Annotated in this window: 23 protein-coding genes; 10 read left to right on the forward strand and 13 right to left on the reverse strand. The window is 69.5% G+C overall.

The genetic code is table 11. The features are described from left to right. Nucleotides 1-103: 103 nt before the first annotated feature. Entirely contained in the window at nt 104-1747 is a 1644-nt protein-coding gene (locus E4M01_RS05800; RefSeq protein ID WP_245158158.1) for a HAMP domain-containing sensor histidine kinase, read from the forward strand. Between the two features lie 125 nt (nt 1748-1872). Here E4M01_RS05800 and E4M01_RS14680 read toward each other — a convergent pair whose 3' ends face one another. Beyond that, nucleotides 1873-2307: an META domain-containing protein gene (locus E4M01_RS14680; protein WP_135061797.1), complete on the reverse strand. Its 435-nt coding sequence runs from the start codon at nt 2305-2307 to the stop codon at nt 1873-1875. A 192-nt stretch (nt 2308-2499) separates the two neighbouring features. Between E4M01_RS14680 and E4M01_RS05810 the strand changes: the two genes are divergently transcribed. Then, complete coding sequence (locus tag E4M01_RS05810) at nt 2500-2901, forward strand: hypothetical protein (protein WP_135061796.1); 402 nt, start codon at nt 2500-2502, stop codon at nt 2899-2901. Nucleotides 2902-2956: 55 nt separating this feature from the next. Here the strand turns inward: E4M01_RS05810 and E4M01_RS05815 are convergent, their stop codons facing one another. Together E4M01_RS05815 and E4M01_RS05820 are read right to left on the reverse strand one after the other, a co-directional pair. Next, nucleotides 2957-3388, reverse strand: coding sequence for a hypothetical protein (locus E4M01_RS05815; protein ID WP_135061795.1), 432 nt, complete (start codon nt 3386-3388; stop codon nt 2957-2959). Nucleotides 3389-3468: 80 nt separating this feature from the next. Continuing rightward, on the reverse strand, nt 3469-4278 hold the full coding sequence (locus E4M01_RS05820) for a hypothetical protein (protein ID WP_135061794.1): 810 nt from the start codon (nt 4276-4278) through the stop codon (nt 3469-3471). 119 nt (nt 4279-4397) lie between these two features. Here E4M01_RS05820 and E4M01_RS05825 point away from each other — a divergent pair, with 119 nt between their 5' ends. Then, the gene (locus E4M01_RS05825) at nt 4398-4730 is read left to right on the forward strand and encodes a DUF1491 family protein (RefSeq protein WP_135061793.1); all 333 of its coding nucleotides are present in this window, start codon (nt 4398-4400) and stop codon (nt 4728-4730) included. A 10-nt stretch (nt 4731-4740) separates the two neighbouring features. On the opposite strand, the gene E4M01_RS05830 is transcribed toward E4M01_RS05825, so the two are convergent. After that, the gene (locus E4M01_RS05830; protein ID WP_135061792.1) at nt 4741-5139 is read right to left on the reverse strand and encodes a helix-turn-helix domain-containing protein; all 399 of its coding nucleotides are present in this window, start codon (nt 5137-5139) and stop codon (nt 4741-4743) included. A 108-nt stretch (nt 5140-5247) separates the two neighbouring features. Between E4M01_RS05830 and E4M01_RS05835 the strand changes: the two genes are divergently transcribed. The 3 genes from E4M01_RS05835 (at nt 5248) to hemF (ending at nt 8777) form a co-directional block, all read left to right on the forward strand. Further along, complete coding sequence (locus tag E4M01_RS05835) at nt 5248-5997, forward strand: SDR family oxidoreductase (RefSeq protein ID WP_135061791.1); 750 nt, start codon at nt 5248-5250, stop codon at nt 5995-5997. A gap of 327 nt (nt 5998-6324) precedes the next feature. After that, nucleotides 6325-7770, forward strand: coding sequence for a DEAD/DEAH box helicase (locus E4M01_RS05840; RefSeq protein ID WP_135062698.1), 1446 nt, complete (start codon nt 6325-6327; stop codon nt 7768-7770). A gap of 137 nt (nt 7771-7907) precedes the next feature. Continuing rightward, nucleotides 7908-8777 (forward strand): oxygen-dependent coproporphyrinogen oxidase, encoded by an 870-nt coding sequence (gene hemF, locus E4M01_RS05845; protein WP_371682919.1) that lies wholly within the window; start codon nt 7908-7910, stop codon nt 8775-8777. Between the two features lie 3 nt (nt 8778-8780). Here hemF and E4M01_RS05850 read toward each other — a convergent pair whose 3' ends face one another. Together E4M01_RS05850 and rlmJ are read right to left on the reverse strand one after the other, a co-directional pair. Next, on the reverse strand, nt 8781-9473 hold the full coding sequence (locus tag E4M01_RS05850) for a type 1 glutamine amidotransferase (RefSeq protein ID WP_135061789.1): 693 nt from the start codon (nt 9471-9473) through the stop codon (nt 8781-8783). Continuing rightward, nucleotides 9474-10292: a 23S rRNA (adenine(2030)-N(6))-methyltransferase RlmJ gene (rlmJ, locus tag E4M01_RS05855; RefSeq protein WP_135061788.1), complete on the reverse strand. Its 819-nt coding sequence runs from the start codon at nt 10290-10292 to the stop codon at nt 9474-9476. A gap of 89 nt (nt 10293-10381) precedes the next feature. Between rlmJ and E4M01_RS05860 the strand changes: the two genes are divergently transcribed. Then, nucleotides 10382-11401 (forward strand): DNA topoisomerase IB, encoded by a 1020-nt coding sequence (locus tag E4M01_RS05860; protein WP_135062696.1) that lies wholly within the window; start codon nt 10382-10384, stop codon nt 11399-11401. Here E4M01_RS05860 and E4M01_RS05865 read toward each other — a convergent pair. Next, complete coding sequence (locus tag E4M01_RS05865) at nt 11398-11808, reverse strand: flagellar FliJ family protein (RefSeq protein WP_135061787.1); 411 nt, start codon at nt 11806-11808, stop codon at nt 11398-11400. The genes E4M01_RS05860 and E4M01_RS05865 overlap by 4 nt on opposite strands. Before the next feature lie 129 nt (nt 11809-11937). Continuing rightward, nucleotides 11938-13284, reverse strand: coding sequence for a flagellar protein export ATPase FliI (gene fliI, locus E4M01_RS05870; RefSeq protein ID WP_135061786.1), 1347 nt, complete (start codon nt 13282-13284; stop codon nt 11938-11940). 155 nt (nt 13285-13439) lie between these two features. On the opposite strand from fliI, the gene cysK reads away from it, so the two are divergent. Next, nucleotides 13440-14420, forward strand: a complete 981-nt coding sequence (gene cysK, locus E4M01_RS05875) for a cysteine synthase A (protein ID WP_135061785.1) — start codon at nt 13440-13442, stop codon at nt 14418-14420. Here cysK and E4M01_RS05880 read toward each other — a convergent pair. Continuing rightward, entirely contained in the window at nt 14417-15154 is a 738-nt protein-coding gene (locus E4M01_RS05880; protein WP_135061784.1) for a hypothetical protein, read from the reverse strand. The two genes, cysK and E4M01_RS05880, sit on opposite strands and share 4 nt — an antisense overlap. Before the next feature lie 102 nt (nt 15155-15256). Between E4M01_RS05880 and E4M01_RS05885 the strand changes: the two genes are divergently transcribed. After that, on the forward strand, nt 15257-16480 hold the full coding sequence (locus tag E4M01_RS05885; protein ID WP_135061783.1) for a DUF2336 domain-containing protein: 1224 nt from the start codon (nt 15257-15259) through the stop codon (nt 16478-16480). Between the two features lie 131 nt (nt 16481-16611). Beyond that, on the forward strand, nt 16612-17040 hold the full coding sequence (locus tag E4M01_RS05890) for a MucR family transcriptional regulator (RefSeq protein ID WP_135061782.1): 429 nt from the start codon (nt 16612-16614) through the stop codon (nt 17038-17040). Between the two features lie 64 nt (nt 17041-17104). On the opposite strand, the gene E4M01_RS05895 is transcribed toward E4M01_RS05890, so the two are convergent. The 4 genes from E4M01_RS05895 to E4M01_RS05910 form a co-directional block, all read right to left on the reverse strand. Beyond that, on the reverse strand, nt 17105-18217 hold the full coding sequence (locus tag E4M01_RS05895; protein ID WP_135061781.1) for a DUF2336 domain-containing protein: 1113 nt from the start codon (nt 18215-18217) through the stop codon (nt 17105-17107). Further along, nucleotides 18214-19137: a hypothetical protein gene (locus E4M01_RS05900; RefSeq protein ID WP_135061780.1), complete on the reverse strand. Its 924-nt coding sequence runs from the start codon at nt 19135-19137 to the stop codon at nt 18214-18216. The genes E4M01_RS05895 and E4M01_RS05900 overlap by 4 nt, the downstream gene beginning before the upstream one ends. A gap of 74 nt (nt 19138-19211) precedes the next feature. Further along, the gene (locus E4M01_RS05905; protein WP_135061779.1) at nt 19212-20213 is read right to left on the reverse strand and encodes an ABC transporter substrate-binding protein; all 1002 of its coding nucleotides are present in this window, start codon (nt 20211-20213) and stop codon (nt 19212-19214) included. 614 nt (nt 20214-20827) lie between these two features. After that, entirely contained in the window at nt 20828-22636 is a 1809-nt protein-coding gene (locus E4M01_RS05910; RefSeq protein ID WP_135062694.1) for an ABC-F family ATP-binding cassette domain-containing protein, read from the reverse strand. Nucleotides 22637-22652 lie beyond the last annotated feature (16 nt).

The following is a 22652-nucleotide window of genomic DNA, read 5'->3' on the forward strand; positions in this document are numbered from 1 at the left end:
CGACTTGTCCACGGCGGCGGTTCGCCTGTGAGGTGCGCGCGCTTGGGACGACTCACTCGCGCGCCTAGGCTCGGCCGTATTTTGCACCGAGGCTGAAGCCCGCTTGTCCCGCACCACCCCCACGTCAGATCCGATCGCGGAGGCCCTTCCGGCCGTCGCCGCCTGGCATGCCGCCTGGGCGGGGGCGCTGGGGCTGACCGCGCTGGGCGCGGCCTGGAGCTCGCCGGACCTGGGCGCGGCGTCGCTGGCGGGCCTGCTGGTGCTGGCGCTTCCGGGCCTCGGCGGCCTGCTGGTCCTGACCCGCCGCCGCGACGCGCAAAGCCGGATGGCGCTGATCGCGGGCTGGACGCTGGCCGCCGTGCTGGCCGCGGGTCTGACCGGCGGCCTGGCCGGGCCTCTCGCCGGACTGGTGTTCGCGCCCCTGGCCGCCGGGCTGGCGCTGGGCGAGCGCCGCTGGGTCGAGGGCGGGGCCATGGGCGCCATGCTGGCCGCCGGATCGGGATTGCTCACCTCGGCGCTGGGGGGCGCCGAGGCGGGGGGCGCGGGGCTGGCGGCCGTGACCGCCGTGCTGACGGCGGGGGCGGCGGCGCTGGCCCCCGGTCTGGCCGGCCGGCCCCGCGAGCGCCGCGCGGACGCGGACGGAGAGGCCCTGTCGGTGGCCCGCGCCCTGACCGCCGCCGTGCCCGGCGCGTTGCTAACCGTGGCTCCGTCCGGCCGCATCTTGGCGCGGGCGGGTGTTGAAGCGGACCTGGCCGGCGACGACCTGATCGCCGCCGCCGCGCCCGACGAGCGCGAGGCCCTGCGCGACTGGCTGGCCGGATCGCACGCACGGGGCGAGGCCGGCGAGCGCCTGACCCGTCTAGCCGACGGCCGGACCCTGCGCCTGCGCGCCGCGCCGCTGAACGGGCCGAACCTGGCGGTGCTGGCGCTTCAGGCCGACGGCGCCGTCGCCCAGCTCGCCGATCTGGCCGCCCAGCGCGACCGGGCCGAGGCCCGCGACGCCGGCAAGAGCCGCTTCCTGGCGCACATGAGCCACGAACTGCGCACGCCGCTGAACGCCGTGGTCGGCTTCTCCGACATCATGCGCCAGCGCCTGTTCGGCCCCCTGCCCGAGCGCTACGCCGAATACGCCGGCTCGATCCACGAGGCGGGCGGCCACCTGCTGGACCTGATCAACGACGTGCTGGACGTCTCCAAGATCGAGGCCGACCGCTATGAACTGGCGCTTGAGCCGTTCGACGCCCGCGAGGCGATCGAGGCGGTCGCCGTGCTGATGCGCGGCCAGGCGCGCGACAAGGGCGTCGAGCTGGCCGTCGTCCTGCCCGCCGAACCGCTGAAGGTCATGGCCGACCGCCGCGCGCTCAAGCAAATGGCGCTGAACCTGGTGTCCAATGCGATCAAATTCACCCCCGCCGGCGGCTCGGTCAGCCTGGCCGCCGAACGGCTGGGCCCGATGCTGGAGGTGACGGTGTCCGACACCGGCGTAGGCATCGCCGCCGAGGACCTGGCCCGCCTGGGCCGCCCCTACGAACAGGCCGGCGGCGCGGATCAGAAGGCGCAAGGCAGCGGCCTGGGCCTGTCGCTGGTGCGCTCGCTCGCCGAACTGCACGGCGGCCGTCTGATGCTGGACAGCACCCTGGGCGAAGGCTCCGCGGCCACCGTCCGCCTGCCGGTCATCGACGAGACGCCGGCCGAAGGAGATGCACCGGGCGGCGCGCAGATCATCCCCTTCGCCCAGAAGGCGTGATGGCGAGGGGACGTTAAGCAGACGCTGCGAATGTCGGCTGAGGGTGGGAAGCGGACATTTCTATGAGCGGTTCAACTCTGTCGGGCTTTTGAGAAGACCCGGATGACGGCCCTGAGCGTCGCACGCTACCTCTGGCGGGCAAATCGTAGCTCTTCCTCTCCATGCACGACGAGCCGCTGGCCGTCGCTCGATATAGACCACCCAGACGTGGGGTCAGCGAAGAGTATACGTTCCGCAAGCTCGACCGCTCGCTCGTTAGGTGGGTAGTCTCCACCGCAGCCCGCCGTCGTGATGATGACAGGACTTGGGAAGACTACCGTGGGCGGACGAACCTCGTAGCTGCCTGACATGCTGTTGCAACGGGATGTGCCAAGCATGAGGCCATCTCGGCCAAAGTCCATGGTCATCGCCCGTGACACCGATTGCCCCCCGACCCTCGTCAATGACCATTTTCCGATCACTCTTTCCGCGCTGATGGGCATCTCAATCACGGGCGTGGTCGCGCAGGCCCCCAAGCCAGCTACGAGAACGGCAACGAACGGGACAATAGGCGGTCGCATCCGGCTTCGAACGCGCCAGAGTGCTTCCAGTGCCGATGTCCGCTGCGGGTCGAATGCGGTCCTCGGCTTCGCCGCCGTGAGCAGACATTGGGCTTCGAACCGGACAACGGACGCTGGCTGTTTCCGTTAAGGGTGGCAAGCGGACAGCCAGCGACGCATGCTTTAGCGTTTGACCTGCACCGGAGAGGCGGCGTGGAAACGGACTACAGGCGGTTGAGGACCAACTGGGAAAGCGGAAGCCGAGACCGCGATGATGCGCTTCATCTGCTCTTTCTCGCTTGGATGCATTGGGCTGATCCGCCCGTCGTGACCGGCCTGAATGATGCGGACGCCGACGAACTTTGGCGCGAAATCTATGCATACTTCGGCGGTGAAGAAGCACAGGACGCTGAGTTTCTCTACGTCGCGTCTCTTATGGCTGGCCTCTTCCCGTGGGGGCTCGGCAACGAGAAAGAATGGAGTTCACGCGCGAAGCGGATGGAGGAACGATATATCCATCTCAAGCCGGATGGCTTTTCGCCAGAGTTCTTCGAAGGCCGCAGCGACTACGGCGAGTATTTCGCGCACCACGCACGGGTCCGCGCCGGGCGATGACGCAACTTCCGCAACGGGTCGAATGCGGCCTCGACACCCCGCCCCACAACCAGCCCTACCGCCGCGTCATCACCACCGTGCCGATGTGTCCGCCGATGGGCAGCAGGCGGACGCGCAGGTTGACGGTCCCGCTGAAGCCCGCGCCGCTTCGATCCGCGAGGGTGTAGGTCATGCGCACTCCGCCGCCGGCTGAGGCGACGACCAGGCGGCCGTCCCGGATGCGGCAATCCGCAGGATCGTTCCTCAACACGCAGGTGAGGCGGCCGTTGGATCGCTCGGTGATCGTCAGCGGCAGATCCAGTTGCTCGCCGCCATCCTTGGCGCGAAACGAGATGTTCAGATCGTCGCGGTCGGCGGGCGTGACGAGCAGCCGCCATTGGCCAACCACGTCCCGATTGGTGATCGGCGGAGCGCTCTGCGCCGACGCCGCACCGCCCAAGGTCAGCATCACCAAGGCGGTCATCAGGGTCGTCAGCGGCTTGGCCATGGAACGCTCCGAAAGGACAACGTCCGGCAGCATCGATCAACCTGACCGGCTTGGCACGTGAACCTTTGGACAGGTCGTCGCTAGAGCGCGCCCATGGCCAGGAAGGCGCGGGCGGCGGCGAAGTCGCCGGCTTCGAAGCGGACGCGGGCGACGCTGTCGTCGCGGAACAGGAACTCGACCGTGAAGCCCTCGCGCGGGTCCAGGCGGGACAGGGCCTGGGCCGCCGTCGCCGGGAAGGTCCACAGCTCGCCCTGGCGCTGGTCGCCCAGCAGGAGGCGGTCGGCGGCGGTCGATCCCGAAGACAGGAAGACCCGGCTCTGGCGCTCGGGCGCCAGGCCCTCGCCCGACAGCCAGGGGCGCGGCGCCAGATCGGGATCGCGCATCACCAGCCGCGCGGCATAGGGCCGGGGCTTGCCGGCGAAGGACACCACCGCCGCCAGTCGGTCGGCCTGGTCCAGCCCGCCGACGGCGCCGAAGGTCACGGGCGAGGCGCCGACGCTGGAGGTCTGGGCCAGCCGCCAGGTCGGGGTGGAATAGGCGCCGCGGTTCGCCGCCCAGGCGGCTCGGTCGCCGGGGAAGGTCATGCGCGCGGTGCGCCGCCAGCCTTCGAAACCCTGGTTCACCCGGCCCTGAACGACGACCAGATCGGCCGAGCGGCAATCGACGCCCGAAGCCTGGGCGCGGGCGCGGCCGGCGCGGGCGGCCACCTCGGCCTCGGTCACCCCGGCGCGCAGCGCGGCGCCGCGCGCCTGCCAGGCGGCGGCGGTCAGGGCGGCGGCGACCTCGGGCTGGAACAGGCCGCAGCGCTGATGCGCGGCCAGGACGAAGCTGCGCTCATAGTATTTGCCCATGGCGTCGCCGCCGGCGAACGCCGGTGCGACCGAACCCATGATCGACGCCAGCGCGAGCGCTGTCGCCGGTCCCGCCCTTCTGGCAAGATGACGCATCCCCATGCCGCAGCCTTAGCGGCGCCAGGGCTTAGGTCCCGTTTCCAAGCAGGGTTAGCGATTTGCTGATTTCCACCGACGTGTGGGTGGCGGCCCTGATCCGCCGGGCCGAGATCGAGGGCGCCTTCGCCACCGTGGTCAAGCGCGGCGACGCGCGCGCCGGCTCGGTGATCGTCAAGGCCTATGACACTGCCAACCGCACCGCCCGGCTCTACACCGAGGCGTTTGGGACCGACGGCGAGCGCCTGTGGATGCAGCCCGTCTCCAGCGACAGCGAGAGCGAACTGGACGCCTACATCGCCCGCCAGCGCGGCTATGACCCCGACCTGTGGGTGGTCGAGATCGAGGATCGCCAGGGCCGCCATTTCATCGTGGAGAAGGTCGCCGCCGGCTAAGGGGCGATTGCTAGCGCGCGTCGAAGTCGGCGCGGGCGGTCTCGATCCGGTCGATGTTGGCCTCGGCCCAGGTCCAGACGCCGCAGAAGGCCTCGGCCAGCGAGCCGCCCAGGTCGGTCAGCCGATACTCCACCTTGGGCGGGATAACGGGATGCACGGTGCGGATCACCAGACCGTCGCGCTCCATGGCCCTGAGCGTCTGGGTCAGCATCTTCTGGCTGATGCCGCCGACCAGATCGCCGACGCGGGTGAAGCGTTGCTCGCCGTGCTCGGCCAGGACCTCCAGCACCAGCATGGTCCATTTGTCCGCCACCCGGCCGATGACGTCGTTCACCAGCGCCTCGACGCGCGGATCGGCGGTCTGACCGGTCTCCGGGTGGGCGATTCTGGCGGGCGGAGGGCTCGGCATGGCCAAATCTTTCGCTGAAGTAAGTATAGCCCTTTTCGGTGCCTGCTTACCGATGGAGAGCGTTTGCCTTATCTAGCCTGTCGTTCACGCACGGCAAGGAGAAAGACCATGGATATCACCCGCTCGACCCTACTGATCACCGGCGGCGGCACGGGCATCGGCCGAGGCCTGGCCGAAGCCTTTCACGCGCGCGGCGCCAAGGTCATCATCGCCGGCCGCCGTGAAGCGCCGCTGCGCGAGGTCGCCGAGGCCAACCCCGGCATGGCCTGGGCGACGCTCGACATGGATGATCCCGCCGCGATCCGCGCCTTCGCCGACACCCTCGTGCGGGACCATCCCGGCCTGAACGGCGTGATCCACAACGCCGGGATCATGAAGACCGAGGACCTGACCGCCGAGCCATTCGATCTGGCGACGGCCGAGGCGATCATCACCACCAATCTGCTGGGCCCCATCCGCCTGACCGCCGGCCTGCTGCCGCATCTCAAGGCCCAGCCGGCGGCCACCGTCATGACCGTCACCTCGGGCCTGGCCTTCATCCCGCTGACGGCGACGCCGACCTACAACGCCACCAAGGCGGCCCTTCACAGCTGGACGATCTCGCTGCGCGACCAGCTGCGCGACAGCCCTGTCGAGGTGCTGGAGTTGGCGCCGCCGGGCGTGGCGACCGACCTGATGCCTGGTCACGCCGACAACCCCGCCTCCATGCCCCTGGCCGAATACATCGCCGAGGTGATGAGCCTGATCGAAGGCGGCGAAACGCCGCGCGGCGAAATCCTGGTCGAACGGGTCAAGCCCCTGCGCCAGGCCGAAAGCAGCGGCAAGTGGGACCAGGTCTTCGCCATGCTGAACCGGTGAGGGGAGGGCCGGCGGCGCAACGTCGCCGGCCGCTGTCTTGACTTCTCAGCGATAAGCGCCCATTTGCGCTGCGTCGCACAATTGCGGCTTCCGGTGCGCTCCAGCGCGTGTGGGTCCTTCGCAAGTCGGACCTGACTGTAGCAGCGGCCGGCTCCTCAAGATTCATTCGTCGTCCGGACACGCGGGGCGGCGCCCGATCCACCCCGTCGGCTTCTGTTTCAGAGGCTCAATCGGGACTGGCGGTGCGCGGCCCAATGGCGTTGAGCCCGGCTGTGCGCATCGCCGCATGCGAAAGAATGCTCCGTGAGCAACAACACCTTTGAATCCATGGGCCTGAACAAGGCTCTGCTGACCGCGCTGGCCAGCGAGGGCTATGTCACCCCCACCCCGATCCAGCAGAAGGCCATCCCCGACGTGATGGCCGGCAAGGACCTGCTGGGCATCGCCCAGACGGGCACCGGCAAGACCGCCGCCTTCGCCCTGCCGATCCTGCATCGCCTGGCCGAGAACCGCGTCGCGCCCAAGCCGCGCACCACGCGCTGCCTGATCCTGTCGCCGACGCGCGAACTGGCCACCCAGATCGCCGACAGCTTCAAGGCCTATGGCCAGCACCTGGGCTTCCGCGTCGCGGTGGTCTTCGGCGGCGTGAAGTACGGCCCGCAGGAACGCGCCATCCAACAGGGCCTCGATGTCTTGGTGGCCGCGCCTGGCCGCCTGCTGGACCACCTGCAGCAGAAGACGCTGGACCTGTCGTCGACCGAAATCTTCGTGCTGGACGAGGCCGACCAGATGCTGGACCTGGGCTTCATCAAGCCCATCCGTCAGATCGTCAGCCGCATCCCGGCCAAGCGCCAGAACCTGTTCTTCTCGGCCACCATGCCGACCGAGATCGGCAAGCTGGCGGCTGAACTGCTCAAGGACCCGGTCAAGGTCCAGGTCACGCCCCAGGCCACCACCGTCGAGCGCATCCAGCAGTCGGTCATCTGGGTCGAACAGGGCCGCAAGCGCGCCCTGCTGACCGAGCTGTTCTCTGATCCCGCCTATACGCGCTGCCTGGTCTTCACCAAGACCAAGCACGGCGCCGACAAGGTCGCGGCCTATCTGGAAGCCGGCGGGGTCGAAGCGGGCGCCATTCACGGCAACAAGAGCCAGCCTCAGCGTGAACGCGCGCTGGAAGCCTTCAAGACCGGCAAGCTGCGTGTCCTGGTCGCCACCGACATCGCCGCGCGCGGCATCGACGTGGACAAGGTCACCCATGTGGTGAACTTCGAGCTGCCCTTCGTGCCGGAAGCCTATGTCCACCGCATCGGCCGCACGGCCCGCGCGGGCAAGGACGGCACCGCCATCAGCTTCGTCGCCGGCGACGAGATGAAGCTGCTGAAGGACATCGAGAAGGTCACGCGCCAGAAGATCCCGGCGGTGGACCGCAGGAACGACCGCGCTCTGCAGGCGCTGGACGCGTCCATCATGGCCGCCGGCGTCGGCAAGAAGGCCAGCATCGATAGCGCGGGCAAGTCCGAGCAGCAGCCGCGCGGCCGCCGCAACCCGCGTCGCGACGGCGTCCGGCCCGAGGGCGGCGGCCAGCCGCACCGCCAGCGCAAGCCCGGCGGCCAGCGCGATCGCACGCATCACGCCGACCGTCCTGTTGCGACCTACAACCCCTTGGCCGGCGAGCGCACCACGCCGGCCCCGGCCAAGCCGGAAGGCGAACTGAAGCGCCGTCCGCGTCGCCGCCGTCCGTCGAACGGCGGCAAGGGCGTCGCCCAGGCCTGATCGCCAGACGCTGAAGAAACAAGGCCGCGACGGTTCCCCGTCGCGGCCTTTTTCACGTCGAAACAGCCCTAATAAGTCTGTGGTCTTTAGGCTGGCGCGTGGCGGCCCGGCGTGCTTCAAGCCCCGCCATGAGCGACATCGTCACCGATCCCCTGGCCCTCAAGAAGGTCGAGACGCGGGCCTGGTTCGAAGCCTTGCGCGACCGCATCCACGCAGGCTTCGAGGCGCTGGAGGATCAGGCGCCGGCCGAGCTGTTCCCCGGCGAACCCGGCCGCTTCGTGCGCACCCCCTGGCAGCGGCCCGAGGGCGGCGGCGGCGTCATGGGCATGATGCATGGGCGGCTGTTCGAAAAGGTGGGCGTGCACGTCTCCACCGTCCACGGGACCTTCCCCGCCGACTACGCGAAGACCGTGCCCGGCGCGGCCGAGGATCCGCGCTTCTTCGCCACGGGCGTCAGCCTGATCTGCCATCCGGTCAGCCCGCGCGTGCCGGCGGTGCACATGAACACCCGCTTCATCGCCACGACCCAGAGCTGGTTCGGCGGCGGCGGTGACCTGACGCCGGTGCTGGACGTCGATCGGCGTGACGACGCGCCCGACACCGTCGACTTCCACTCCGCCATGAAGGCCGCCTGCGACGCTCACGACCCGACCTGGCACGCCCGCTTCAAGCAATGGTGCGACGAATATTTCTTCCTGCCGCACAGGAACGAGCCGCGCGGCACCGGCGGCATCTTCTACGACCACCACGACAGCGGCGATTACGACCGCGACTTCGCCTTCACCCGCGACGTCGGCGAGGCCTTCCTGGACGTCTATTCCCGCATCGTCGCCCGCCGCATGGTCGAGCCCTGGACCGCCGAGGAGCGCGAGGAGCAGCTGGTCCGTCGCGGCCGCTATGTCGAGTTCAACCTGCTCTACGACCGCGGCACCATGTTCGGCCTGAAGACCGGCGGGAACGTCGACTCGATCCTCAGCTCCATGCCGCCCGTGGTGAAGTGGCCCTAGGGTCTAGGCTCCCAGGAACTGTCTGATCCATGCGCCCAGCAGGGGGCGGTCGTCGGGCTGGCTCAGGCTCTGGACCGCGTCGTCGACCAGGGCGGGGTCGATGCGGCCTCGGCGGCCCTCGACCAGGGCGGTCGCATAGGCGGGGTCGAACTCGGGGTGGCACTGGACGCTGATGGCGTCATCGCCCCAGGCCAGGCCGGCGAAGGGCGTGAAGTCGCTGCGCGCGATCAGCCGCGCGCCCGGGCCGGGATCGACCACCTGATCCTGGTGCGAGACGGGAATGGCCAGGGTAGGCGCCGGGGGCGTCATCCAGGCCTCTTGGGACACGACGTCGTAGCGGTGCAGCCCCACGCCCCAACCGCGATCTGACTTTTCGACCCGCCCGCCAAAGGCCTGGGCCATGGCCTGGTGGCCGAAGCAGACTCCCACCAGCCGCGTGCGACCGCGCGCGTCGCGCAGCCAGTCCATCAAGGGCGCGATCCAGGCGTGATCCTCATAGACGCCGGCCGCCGACCCGGTGACGATGGCCCCCGCAAAGGCGTCGGGATCCGGCAGTTCTCCGGCCTGAACATCGACGCTGCGCGTCTCAACCTCGGGGCCCAGCAGGGCGCGGAATTGGGACGGATAGTCCCCGAAGGCGTCGACCAGGGCCTCGGGCGGGCGGCCGGTCTCCAGGATGGCGATGGGCTTGGTCATCTACAGGCTCCAGATTTCGGCGCGCGCGCCGGCGTCGCCCAGCTCGGCGGCGACCCAGCTGCAGATCTCGCGCGCCGCGCCCTCGGCGCCCGGCGGCGGGTTCAGCACCGTCATGGCGCAGCCGTTCATCTTCATGGGATTGTTCAGCGGCCGCAGCCGAGCCTCGGCCATCAGGGCGGACCGGACGCCCGCGATCTCCAGCCGGCGTACGAAGCCGTCGAAGGTCTCCATGTCCTTCAGCGGCGTCCAGATGGCGACCACCGCCGTCGGGTCGCGCCGGGCGATCGCCGCCCCCGTCTCGGCCGCACGCAGATAGTCGTCGGGGCGTTCGAACGGCGGGTCGATCAGCACCAGAGGCGCCTTGATCTTTCGCGCCTCGGCCTCGGCCAACGCATAGCCGTCGCCCTCGACCGCGCCCGCCCGGTCGTGCGCCTTCAACGCCTCGACCAGCAGGTCGTGCACCGGCGGGTTCAGTTCGAAACCGACGTAGCGGTCGCCGGGACGCAGGGCGCGAGCCACCAGCAGCGGCGAACCGGGATAGAAGCGCACCGTCTCCCCCGCATTCAGCGCCGCCACCTCGTCGGCCAGGGACTGGATGGCCGGCGGGCGCTGGGCGGCCTGCATCAGGCGCAGCACCCCGGCCTCGGCCTCGCGCGATCGCACGGCGTCGCCTGACAGGTCGTATAGGCCGGCGCCGGCGTGGGTGTCGATCACCGTGACCGGACCGGCCGCCTGTCTGTCGGCCAACAGCCGCAGCACCAGGGCGTGCTTGACCAGATCGGCGAAGTTTCCGGCGTGGAAGCTGTGGCGATAGTTCATCCCCGCTCGTCCCCCGCGCGTCCGTCGCGGTCAAGAGGAACCGCCGGGCCTACGCCGCCGTTGCCGTCACCTGCGAGCGAGACATGATGATGGCGGATGGTTCAGCGGGCTTCGCGCCCGACATCGAGGTTCCCGAGGGCCTGACCTGGTGCTCGGACGACCAGCCGGGCATCCGCCGCCGTCGCGCCGGCAAGGGCTTCAGCTATCGCGACCGCAACGACAAGCCGATCAAGGACGCCAAGGTTCTGGACCGCATCCGCGCCCTGGCCATCCCCCCGGCCTGGGAGGATGTCTGGATCTGCCCGCGCGCCACGGGTCACATCCAGGCCACCGGCCGCGACGTGAAGGGCCGTAAGCAGTACCGCTATCACGCCGACTGGACCTCGCACGCCTCGACCAACAAGTTCGACCGCCTGCCCGCCTTCGCCCGCGCCCTGCCGAAACTGCGGGCGCAGGTGGACGCCGATCTGCGCAAGAAGGGGCCGGTGCGCGAGAAGGTGCTTGCCACCGCCGTGCGGCTGCTGGAGATCACCCTGATCCGGGTCGGCAATGCCCAATACGCCAAGCAAAACCGGTCCTATGGCCTGACCACGCTGAACAAGCGGCACCTGGAGGTGGACGGCACGGGCCTGACCTTCGCCTTCAAGGGCAAGAGCGGGGTCGAGCACCGCGTCAGCGTGCGCGACCGGCGCCTGGCCACGGTGGTCAAGGCGATGCGCGAGCTGCCGGGCCAGCATCTGTTCAAATATCGCGACGCCGACGGCGACCTGTGCCCCATCACCTCGGACGACGTGAACGCCTATATCCGCCAGGCGATGGGCGAGGACTTTTCGGCCAAGGACTTCCGCACCTGGGCCGGCACCGTCTCGGCCGCCCGCGCCCTGCGCGACGTCGAGGCGCCGACCTCGCCCACGGACGCCAAGCGAAAGATCACCGTCTGCGTCAAGGCGGTGGCGGGCCTGTTGGGCAACACGCCGACCGTATGCCGCTCCAGCTATGTGCACCCGACGGTGTTCAGCCTGTTCGAGGCCGGCGAACTGGCCGACCACCTGCCCGGCCCCGACGCCAAGAGCTTCGAGACCGCGCTCGTGAAGGTGCTTAAGGGCTAAAGGACCCGGCGGCGCAGGGCCATTTCGTCGAAGACGGCGGTTTCGCGCTTCTGCTGAGCTATCAGCGTGTTCAGCCGCGTCGTTTCCGCGACGTGCTCGAACTTCTTCAGTTCCTCGAAGGCGGCGGTGAGGGCGTCGCGGGCGCCGTCTTCCTCGGCGGAGACGACGGCTACCTCGGTCTCCGCGTCCGAGCGGCGGGTCTTCCAGCCCGACAGATAGGCGTTCAGCATCATGGCGGCGGTCGGGTCGGCGGCGGCGCGGTCGCGCTCGCCCTCGGCCTCGGCGTCCAGAACGGCGACGCGCATCTCGGCCTCGGCCTTGCGCAGATTCACCTCGGCCAGGCGCTTCTGCAGCGTCTCGACCTCATAGCTGGAGATGCGGATCAGGGATTGGGCCCAGGCGGTCATGGCGTAACCCTTGAGTGGCGAGTGGCGAGTGGCGAGTGGCGAGTGGCGAGTGGGGTAGTGTGTAGTGGCTAGAGGTTAGTGATTGGTGAGGGTGGCGAGAGGACGGGCAAGCTAATCACTCGTCACACGTCACTCGTGGATCATCCCCTGGTTCAGAATGGCTTCCAGGCGGTTGAAGGAGTCGTCCAGGCGCGTGACGTCGTCCTTGTCCTGGCCCAGAAACGCTTCGAGGGCCGGGTTCAAGGCGATGGCGCGGTCGACGATGGGGTCGGCGCCAGCACGGTAGGCGCCGATGCGGATCAGCTCTTCCATATTGGCGTAGGCCGACAGGCACTGGCGGGCGCGCTTGTTCAGCTCGCGCTCCTCGGGCAGCTGGCAGGCCGGCAGGGTGCGACTGACGGACTTCAGCACGTCGATGGCCGGGAAACGGCCGCGCTCGGCGATCTTGCGGTCCATGACGATGTGGCCGTCCAGAATGCCTCGAACCGCGTCGGCGATGGGCTCGTCATGATCGCCGCCGTCCACCAGCACGGTGAACAGGGCGGTGATCGGCCCCGCCGTTGTGCCGTCGGCGCGCACCGGGCCGGGGCCGGCGCGCTCGAGCAGCTTGGGCAGTTCGGAAAAGACGGTGGGCGTATAGCCCTTGGTCGTCGGCGGCTCGCCGGCCGCCAGGCCGATCTCGCGCTGGGCCATGGCGAAGCGGGTGACGGAGTCCATCAGGCACAGGACCTCCAGGTCCTGGTCGCGCAGGAACTCGGAAATGGCCAGAGTCATATAGGCGGCCTGGCGCCGCTTCAGCGCCGGTTCGTCCGAGGTGGCGACCACGACGATGGCGCGGGCCAGACCCTCTTCGCCCAGGGTCTCCTCGATGAACTCGCGCACTTCGCGGCCGCGTTCTCCGATCAGGCCGACCACCACCACGTCGCAACTCGCCTGGCGCGCCAGCATGGACAGGAGCACCGACTTGCCGACGCCCGAACCGGCGAAGATGCCCAGGCGCTGGCCCCGGCAGGTGGTGGTGAAGACGTCCATCGAGCGCACGCCCAGGTCCAGACGCTCGCCGACGCGTCCGCGCGCATGGGCTGGCGGCGGGGGCGCACGCAGGGGATAGGGGACCGGGCCCTGGGGCAGGGGGCCCTTGCCGTCGATGGGGTTTCCAAAGGCGTCGATGATGCGGCCCAGCCAGGCGGTGGTCGGGCGTACGCTGGCGGCGCTGTCGATGATGCGGATGTCGGCGCCCGGCGCCACGCCCTCGACCGGGCCGAAGGGCATCAGCAGGGCGGTGGAGGCGCGAAAGCCCACCACCTCGGCCGGCAGGGGCGTCAGCCCGCGTCCGCGCACGATCTCGGCCCGCGCGCCTACAGCCAGCCGGCTGAGCCCGCCGCGGGATTCGATCAGCAGACCCGACACGCCCGCGACCTTGCCGGTCACGACCAGCGGATCGATCGCTTCGACGGCGGCGACGAGATTGCGCAAATGAACGGCCCCGATACTGGGGTTTAGAAGTCGTCCATCGTGGTTAACGGGTGGTGAAGCGGTTGCGGTCGCCCACAGGCTTGTGTGGCGGTCGCCCCTTGCGAAACGGCGCCGACGCCTATCTCTTGGAGGATCAGCCTCCCGGAGATCTCCCCATGTCCGACGCTTCCTACGACGCCAGCCGCCACCGCAAGTCGGGTCGCGGCAAGGTCTATGACTCGATCATCGACACCATCGGCGACACGCCGATCGTCGGCTTGCCGCGCCTGTCGGCCGAGATGAACCCCAAGGCCCGCGTGCTGGCCAAGTTGGAGTTCTTCAACCCGATCGCCTCGGTCAAGGACCGGATCGGGGTCGCCATGATCGAGGCGCTGGAGCAGGCGGGCAAGATCGGCCCCGGCAGCGTGCTGATCGAGCCGACCAGCGGCAACACCGGCATCGCCCTGGCCTTCGTGGCCGCCGCCAAAGGATACCGCCTGATCCTGTGCATGCCCGAGAGCATGTCGATCGAGCGGCGCAAGATGCTGGCCCTGCTGGGCGCCGAGCTTGAGCTGACCCCGGCCGAGAAGGGCATGAAGGGCGCCATCGCCCGCGCCGCGGAACTGCTCGAGAAGACGCCTGGCGCCGTCAGCCCAGCCCAGTTCGACAATCTGGCCAATCCCGCCATCCACGAGGTCACCACGGCCGAGGAGATTTGGAACGATACGGCCGGCGCGGTCGACATCGTCATTTCGGGCGTCGGCACCGGCGGCACCATCACCGGCGTCGGCCACGCCCTGAAGGCCAAGAAGGCCTCGGTGCGGATGATCGCGGTGGAGCCGACCGCCTCGCCCGTGCTGTCCGGTGGCGAGCCGGGGCCGCACAAGATCCAGGGCATCGGCGCGGGCTTTGTGCCCTCTATCGTCGACCGCCAGGTGATCGACGGCGTCGAACAGGTCTCGAACGAAGACGCCTTCGACATGGCTCGCAAGGTCGCGCGGGTGGAGGGGATTCCGGTTGGCATCTCGTCCGGCGCGGCCCTGGTCGCCGCCTTCCGCCAGGCGGCGCTGGAGGAAAACGCCGGCAAGACCATCGTCGCCATCATCCCCAGCTTCGCCGAACGCTATCTGTCGACGGCGCTGTTCGAGGGGCTCTAGGGTCCGGCGAGGCCGCCGAAGAGACCGATCGCCATCACCGGTATCATGCCGATCTGCGCGGCCAGCTGCATCAGGAAGGCCAGGGCAACACCCTTTACCACGCCGCCGGCAGGGGTGCGCCACCACCGGCCGCGCCCCGCTCTGACGAAGGCGACGACGCCGAGCAAGACGGTCAGGGGCCAGGTGATCCAGACCAGCTGCGGATCGTAGCTGAACCAGGCGATCGGCAGCAGGGTGATCGTCCAGACGTTCAGAAATACGAAGCTGGCTCGCAGACCCCGGCGCCAGCCCAGGTTCTCGCGATCCCAAAGCCTGAGGACTGGCATGGCCGCCAAGGCGTAGAAGGCCGACAGGATCGGCACGAGCGTCAGGCTCATCCAGCTGTCGACATCGGCAAGGAAGGCTTCGCTGGACTTTCCGGATTGCTCGATCAGCGGCGCGTAGAACTCGGACGGCAGCTGGCTCATGATCCCGCCTGCTCCGCCCCGGAAGAACAGCAGGAGCATCAGGGCCCCGCACAGCGCCAGATACAACTTCAGAGGACGAGTGTAGACGCCGCCCGCCGTGGGCCCCAGCGTCATATAGGCCTCCAGAACCGTCCGTGGCGTGAGGAGAGTGTCGCGCAGGGTGCGAATCTCGACCTGGCCGACGCCGATCGAATCCTCGCTGAACTCGGCGACGCCGAGCGGGTTGCGTTTCGACCGATCTCGGCTGTCGTTACGACCTTCGCTCATCTCGGCGCCCCCTCGAGGGAGGCACGGTGTCACACCCGGCACACGAGGGCCAGCTTTCCGCGCCGTCACCCCTGATTAACCGCTGAACGCTAGCCTGCGGCCATGGGTGACGCTCCAAGGCTTGAAGAGACGCCGGACCAACCTCCAGTCGAGGCCTTCCGCGCACGCCGGGCGCTGCTCAAGCGCCTGGCCGACGTGGTGTCCCTGCCGGCCAGCCGGATCAACGCCTTCGAGCGCTCGGTGACGGGCGATCTGCTGGTCGAGATGCTGCGCATGGCGGCGCCGAAGGAACGCGAGCGCGTGGCGGTCCGTTTGGCGCCGCTCAGCGAGATTCCCAACACCCTCACGCGCCTGCTGCTGCGCGACGAGCCGCAGGTGGCGCGACACCTGATCGAGCAGTGCGCGTCTCTGACCGACGCCGACCTGACCGCCTGCGCCCGGGACGCCACTGAAGTGCATCGGCTGATGATCGCTCAGCGACGCGGCCTGTCCGAGGTCGTCACTGAGACCTTGATGAGCTTTGGCGAAGACGCCGTCATCGAGGCGGTGCTCAAGAACGGCGCGGCGCGCTTGTCCCAGACCGGCCTGGAGGGGGTGGTCAGCCTCAGCCGCCAGTCTCCCGCCCTGTGCAAGCACCTGTTGCGCCGACCCGAACTGCGGCCTTCAGGCGCCTACGTGATGTTCTGGTGGTGCGGGCCCGAGGATCGCAAGACCATCCTCCAACGCTTCGCGGTTTCGCGCGAGGTCATGCAGGAGGTCGCCGACGAGGTTTTCGCCTTGGCGGCTCAGGAGAACTGGCAGGATCCCGTTGCGCGCAAGGCGCTGCAGTTCATCGAGCGGCGGCAGAGAAATCGGGCCGCCATCGCCAAAAGCCCGTACGGATCCCTGGAGCATGCGATCGCCACCGCTGCAAAGGACGGTCTGGGCCGTGCGGTAGCCAGCGAGATCGCCTATCTGGCGGGCGTCAAACCGCTGACCGGCGCCAAGATCCTGGGCGATCCTGGAGGTGAGCCGCTGGCCATTCTGTGCAAGGCCACAGGGCTTTCGCGTCTGGACCTCCAAAACCTTTGGACATCGATGCGTCGGCCGGAAACGGACGCCGAGGGTCGGATTCATCCGTCTTGGGAGCGCGTCCAGGTCACCTATGAAATGCTGGCGGTAGACCGTGCGCAGACGGTTCTGAGGTATTGGAACTGGTCGTTGTCCTCGGCGCTTACGCCGGCTCTTCTTCGGGCGATACGCGAAGGAGAGGATGAAGCGATCGACGAATATTCGGCGCCTGAGCGCGCCGCGATGATGGCGCTGGCCGAAAACTTCGGCCGATGAAACCGATCGGTCTCTAGACTTCGGTCAGCGTAATCTTGCTTTCAGGGGAAGCTGTCCCTATTCACTCGGACATGGGCTGATCCGAAGCGATCAGTCATGCTCGCATCATCACAAGAACAAGGCGGCTTCCCATGGAAGAAGGACCCGAACTGCTGGAAATGACGGCTGATATCGTTTCGGCCTATGTCGGCAACAACACGGTGGACGCCTCGGCGCTGCCGTCGCTGATCGCCAGCATCCATACGGCCCTGGCCCAGGCCACGGGTGCCGCCGCAGAGCCCGAGCCCGAGCCGCAGGAGCCGGCCGTGCCGGTCCGCAAGTCGATCAGCCCTGACTTCCTGATCTGCCTGGAGGATGGTCGCAAGTTCAAGTCGCTGAAGCGCCACCTGCGCACCAAGTACGACATGAGCCCGGAAGAGTATCGGGCCAAGTGGGGCCTGCCCAAGGACTATCCGATGGTCGCCCCGAACTACGCCAAGGCGCGTTCGGAACTGGCCAAGCAGATGGGCCTGGGCCAGGGCGGCCGCAAACCCGCCCGCGCCGGCCGCGCCAAGAAGTAAGGTCTGACATCAGATCGAGAAACGCCCGCTTCCCGCAAGGGAGGCGGGCGTTTTCATGTGCGGATCAGGCGGCTTGCGCTTCGCGACGCAGCCGCCAGAAGCGCAGGGTGCGCAGCGCCGCCTCGCGTTTAAGCTCGGCGTACATGCGGGCGTAGGCGTGCGCCTTGGCCATGGCGTCGCCCTCGGTGTTGAGCAGGGCGACGGCGTAGGTCAGGAAGAGCGAGCGGTCGAGATCCGCCGCCTTGCAGACCACGGCCAAGGCGTCCAACTCGCGCCGCTCGACGATCTGGCGCGCGGTGTGGAAATCGATGTCGGCCAGCTGGGCGAGGGCGATGTAGAAGGCCGTGCGGCTGCCCGACCGCAGGAAGCGGGCCAGCATCTGAGGCGTCAGCTGATTGGCGGCGCGCAACTCTTCGACATAGCTGACACACTCCGCATAATCGGCCGGCAGGACGCCGTCTTCGGTGGCGACGCGGGTGCGCCCGGCCGCCAGGGCGCTCTCCAGCAGCGCGGGATCCAATCGGGCGTTCTGCTCCAGGATCTGATGGCGGAGGCGCTGCTCGACGACGAAATACATTTCATTCAGCAGATCGATCGGCAGGGCCTTTCGCGCCACCGTCGCTTCGTGCAGGGCCGGATTGACCAAGGCGCGCTCGACGGCCTGTTCGGAGGCGTCGCGCGACAGGCGGGCGCCGTCGTTGCGCAGAAGGACGTTCAGCGTCTCGTCGTCCCCGTGGGCCACGATGGCGTCGGACACGGCTTCTGACACGACCTCGCGCTGGGACACCGCGCGGATGTGCAACTGCGACCGGCGCCCGATCACCTCGATGAGGTCGGCGTCCGTGAGCACGGGGGACGAGCGCAACACGGACTGGGCCACAGCCGCGTCGTCGCGCGACAGGGTGCGGATCAGATAGGGCGGCGCCTCCAGAGCGTCGGCGAACCGCCGGGCCAGTTCGGCGCGCACGGCCGTCTCCATTTCCGAGGCGAGCTGGCTCAGGACCTGGCCGTACAGTTCGGCCTCGGCCGCCGTGCGGTCGGGCGACCCGAAGAAGTGCTCGGTAAGCTCCCTCAGCAGGGCGCGGCGCTTCTCGCTGGACGGCTCGCGGGCGAGTTCGATCAGGTCGGGCAGCCGCGTGCCCAGACTGGCGGCGACTTCAGCGACGGCCTCGCTCATGGAATGAAATCCGCCTCGACCTGCGGCGCGGCGCGCACCCGGCCCTGGGCGTCGCGATACAGGGGCGGCGGCTCAGGCGGGGCGGCGAGGTCGCCGGACGATGGAATCTCGTCCATCTGCACCGGCAGGGCGTCGAGATAGACCGGCGGCGGGGTCGGCACGGAATCGGGCTGGCGGCCGGCCTGACGGTGCAGGGAGTAGTAGCGCGAGCCCTGGCCCGCAGCGCCGGCGATGACGCGCGGCTGTGGGGCGGCCTGGGCCGGGGCTTGAGCGGCCTGCGGGGGTGCATGCTCGGCGGGCGGCGCGGAAGCTGGCGGCGCGCCGGTCTCGGCGGCCGGGCGCTGCAGGCGGAAGATCGGCGCGTCGCGGCGCGGAGCCATGGGGTCGTAGGCGGGGTCGGCGGCCGGCGCCGCTTCGCGCAGCGGGGCGGCTTCTCGGGCCGTCTCACGCACGGGTTCGGGGATGGGCGCCGGCGGCGGCGCGTAGGCCGGAACGGGGACGGGCGCGGGCGCGGCCTCGCGGACGACCTCATGCATCGGGGCGGCGGCGGCGGTGAGCGGCGGCGGCGCATAGGCCGTCTCAGCCGGCGTGGAATAGACGACGGCCGGGGCCTCACGCGGCGGCAGCCAGGCGCTCGCGGGCGTCAGGCCCGGGCGCGGGGCCTCGGCCATGGGCGCGCGGGCGATCAAGCGCGCCGACGGCGGGCGCAGGGTCCGGGCCGCCGGGGCGTCGACCACAGGCGACGAGGCGACAGGGGCCGCGGGCTCAGGAGCGGCGGCTTGCGGTGCGGCGACCGCGCCCTTGCCGGGCCAGGACAGGTAGCGCAGGCCGTTGGCCCCGACCTGGCTGGACTGGGCGAGCGCGGGCGCGGCGACGCCGCAGGCGGCGACGGCGGCGATAAGGGCGAGGCGACGACGCACGGCGGCTCCGACAGGACGAAGGGCGATCGTCGGAGCGTACGGCGCCGGGCTTAATCCGCCGCTAACGTCCAGGTTCAGCCTCGGCCGGGCAGATAGGCGTCGGTGAAGAGATCGCGCGGGGCGGGCGCCGAGGCGAACAGGCCGGCCTGGACCGCCGCTTCCCCCGTCATGACCCAGCGCTCGGTGGTCATGGCGCCCAGGCCGAACAGGGCGGCGTCGCCGCCGTCGACGAGGGCGAAGGTCTTCAGCCGGTCGCGGGCGGCCGACTGGGCGCGTTCCGTCAGCTGGGGCGCCGAGCGGCGCATCAGGGCGTGCGCCTCGCCGGGATCGCCCTGCAGATAGTCGCGCCAACCCTCGACCACGGCGGCGATGAAGCCGCGCAAGGCCCGGGCGTTGTCGCGCGCGAAGGCCGTGGGAGCCAGAAGCGCGCCGCCATAGGGCGGATAGCCGTCGTCGGCGGCCAGGCGGATCGCGGGGCGGGTCTGAAGCACCGCCTCGGGCGCAGTCAGCAGATCGCCCACGAGCACGGCCCGCGGGGCGTCGAAGAAGCCCTCGACGCCGGCCGGCTGGCGCTGGTCCTCGCTGAGTCCGTACCGGGCGCGCAGCCAGGGCCACAGCAGGCGCGCATCCTCCGGGTCGATCAGTATGGGGCGGTCGCGCAGATCGCCGGCCGACGCCAGGCCGCCTGCGCCGCGCGCGAAGAAGGCCAGGGGGCTTTTCTGGAAGAAGGCGGCCACGGCGCGCACCGGCGCGCGCTGGGCGGCCAGGTCCAGGGCCGTCAGCCCGTCGGAGGCCAGGGCCAGTTCGGCCGCAGAGGCCGCCAGACGTTCGCCCAGGCCGCCTTCGCCGCTCAGCATCTCGACCGTAAGGCGCTGCTTTTCGAAGCCGCCGGACGCCAGCGCCTGGAAGACGCCCGCCTGACCCAGGCCGGCCTGGGCGTCCAGCGCCAGCCGCAGCCGCACCCGCCCTTGGGAGTCGGTCGGCGCCGTGCCGCGGCCGCAGGCGCCGAGCAGGCCGATGGCCGCGCCGCCCACAATCAGGCCGCGACGGCCGATTCGAGGGGAAACGGGCGACATGACCGAGACTTAGAATGCAGGTGAGGTCTTGGAAAGCCGGCGTGTGCAGCGCGCCGGGCGTCGTGGCGGACGCCGGAATTGAGCGAGGGCGCGGGACCCCGGTCGAACCGTTGGTCTCGCGCCCTCGCCAAGTCCGGGTTGGACTTGGCCGTTGAGGGTCAGAACCTTGGCCTGGGCGCCGGTCGGGCGAACCCGAATGGCGGTCGGCTGTATCCTGGCGGCTCCTGGTCTCTGGCGTTCCGCGGGGCGTGAGCCCTGCGCCGTCCGTCGATCCCGGCCTGGTTCTCCGTGAACCTGGCGCCGAGGCGCTTCGGTTCGGGAGCCTGGGCCCTGTCTGGTCGCTTCATCCGGTCCGAAGACCTCAGGAAGCGTCCTGATCAGAGAGCCGGACCGACCCGCTTGAACTCCAGGTCTCCCTGGTTTTCCGCGCCGCCGTGTCCCTCGGCCTGTTGACGTTCCCGCAGATGCCGCTATGACGCAAGCACCCGATCTTCCGGCGCTGTGCGGAAACGCAGCCGATGCGGTGGGCAAGCCTGTGGACATCGGTGGATGGTTTCGATTCGCCGCGGCGGATCAGAGGCTTGCGCTGTCCACAGGAAAGCGGCCTCGGCTGATTACCCCGCCAGAGCGGCCTTCTTCTCTTCAAGCTCCAGCCATTCAAGCTCGGCCGCCTCGAGGTCGGCGCGGGCCTTGTCGGCGGCCTTCATGGCGCGGTCGAAGGCGGAGGGATCGCGGGCGTAGAGGTCGGGGTCGGCCAGGGTGGCGTCGTGCCGGGCGATGACGCCGGGCAGGCTCTCCATCAGGCCCTCGACTTCCTCCAGCCGCCGGGCGTCCTTGTAGGACAGCTTCGCCTTCTTGCTGGGGGCGCGGTCAGAAGGCTCCGCCTTCTCGACCCGACGCGGGCTGTCGGTCGGCGGGCGGGGTCCAGCGCTGAGAAAGCCCGGGTTTTGCCGCACGAAGTCGGTCCAGCCGCCGGGGGTCTCCACGATGTCGCCGCGGCCGTTAAGGGCCAGGGTCGAGGTGGCGAGGCGGTCGATGAAGTCGCGGTCGTGCGACACCAGGATCAGGGTGCCGTCATAGCTCTCGAGCAGCTCTTCCAGCTTGTCGAGCGTGTCCATGTCCAGGTCGTTGGTCGGTTCGTCGAGGACCAGCAGATTGGCCGGTTTGGCCAGGGCGCGGGCCAGGAGCAGGCGGTTGCGTTCGCCGCCCGACAGGGTCGAGATCGGCTGCTTCAGCTGCGCCTCCTGGAACAGGAAGTCCTTGGCGTAGGCGGCGACGTGCATGGAGCGGCCGCGCACCAGAATGCTGTCGCCGCCGCCGGGTGTCAGGGCGTCCCACAGGCTCATGTCCGAGCGCAGGCCCTCGCGCGACTGATCCAGATAAACGGGCTCCAGATTGGCCCCCAGGCGCACCGAGCCTTCGTCCGGCGCCAGCTCGCCCAGCAGCACCTTGACCAGGGTGGTCTTGCCCGCGCCGTTGGGGCCAACGATGCCCAGCCGGTCGCCGCGCATGACGCGGGTGGTCAGGCTCTTGAAGATGGTGCGCTCGCCAAAGCGTTTGGCGACGCCCTTCACCTCGGCCACCAGCTTGCCGGACAGGGCGCCGGAATCGACGCCCAGGTTCAGCTCGCGCGGCAGGTCGCGGACCCGCTCGGCGCGGTCTGCGCGCATGGCCTGAAGCGCCCGGGCGCGGCCCTCGTTGCGGGTGCGCTGGGCGGTGATGGAGCGGTAGAAGGTGTAGGTCTCGGCCTCGATTTTCTTGGTGAGGCGGCGCAGCGACTCGGCCTCTTCGTCCATGACCTTGGCGGACCAGTCGTCGAACGCGTCGAAGCCCTTGTTGAGGGTGCGGACGCGTCGGCCTTCCAGCCAGTGCACCGTGTCGGTGACGCGGTTCAGGAAGGCGCGGTCGTGGCTGACGACCAGCACGGCGCAGCGGGCGGCCAAGAGCTCCTTCTCCAGAAGCTCGATGGCCAGGATGTCGAGGTGGTTGGTGGGCTCGTCCAGCAGCAGCAGGTCGGGCTCTTCGGCGAAGGCCTTGGCCAGCGCGGCGCGGCGGGTCTCGCCGCCCGACAGGCCCTGGGTCGACTTGGCGGGATCCAGGCCGAAGGTGGTCAGCCAGGCCTCGGCGGTCCAGGGCTCGGCCTCGCCGGAGGCGGCGTAGTCCAAAAGGGTGTCGCCGGTGATCGGCGGCTCCTGCGGCACATAGGCGAAGCGCACCCCGGCCTGGACCGAGCGGTCGCCGCTGTCGGGTTCGATCAGGCCCATGACGACCTTGATCAGGGTCGACTTGCCGGCTCCGTTCCGGCCCACCAGGGCGGCGCGGCTGCGCGGCTCCAGCGCCATGTCGACGCCGTCGAACAGCGGGCGCGGCCCGTCCTGAAGACGAACATCCTTGAGAGCGACGAGGGGGGGACGAGCGGCCATGAGGCGGGGCATATAG

This window comes from Brevundimonas sp. MF30-B (genome assembly GCF_004683885.1).
Classification (GTDB): domain Bacteria; phylum Pseudomonadota; class Alphaproteobacteria; order Caulobacterales; family Caulobacteraceae; genus Brevundimonas.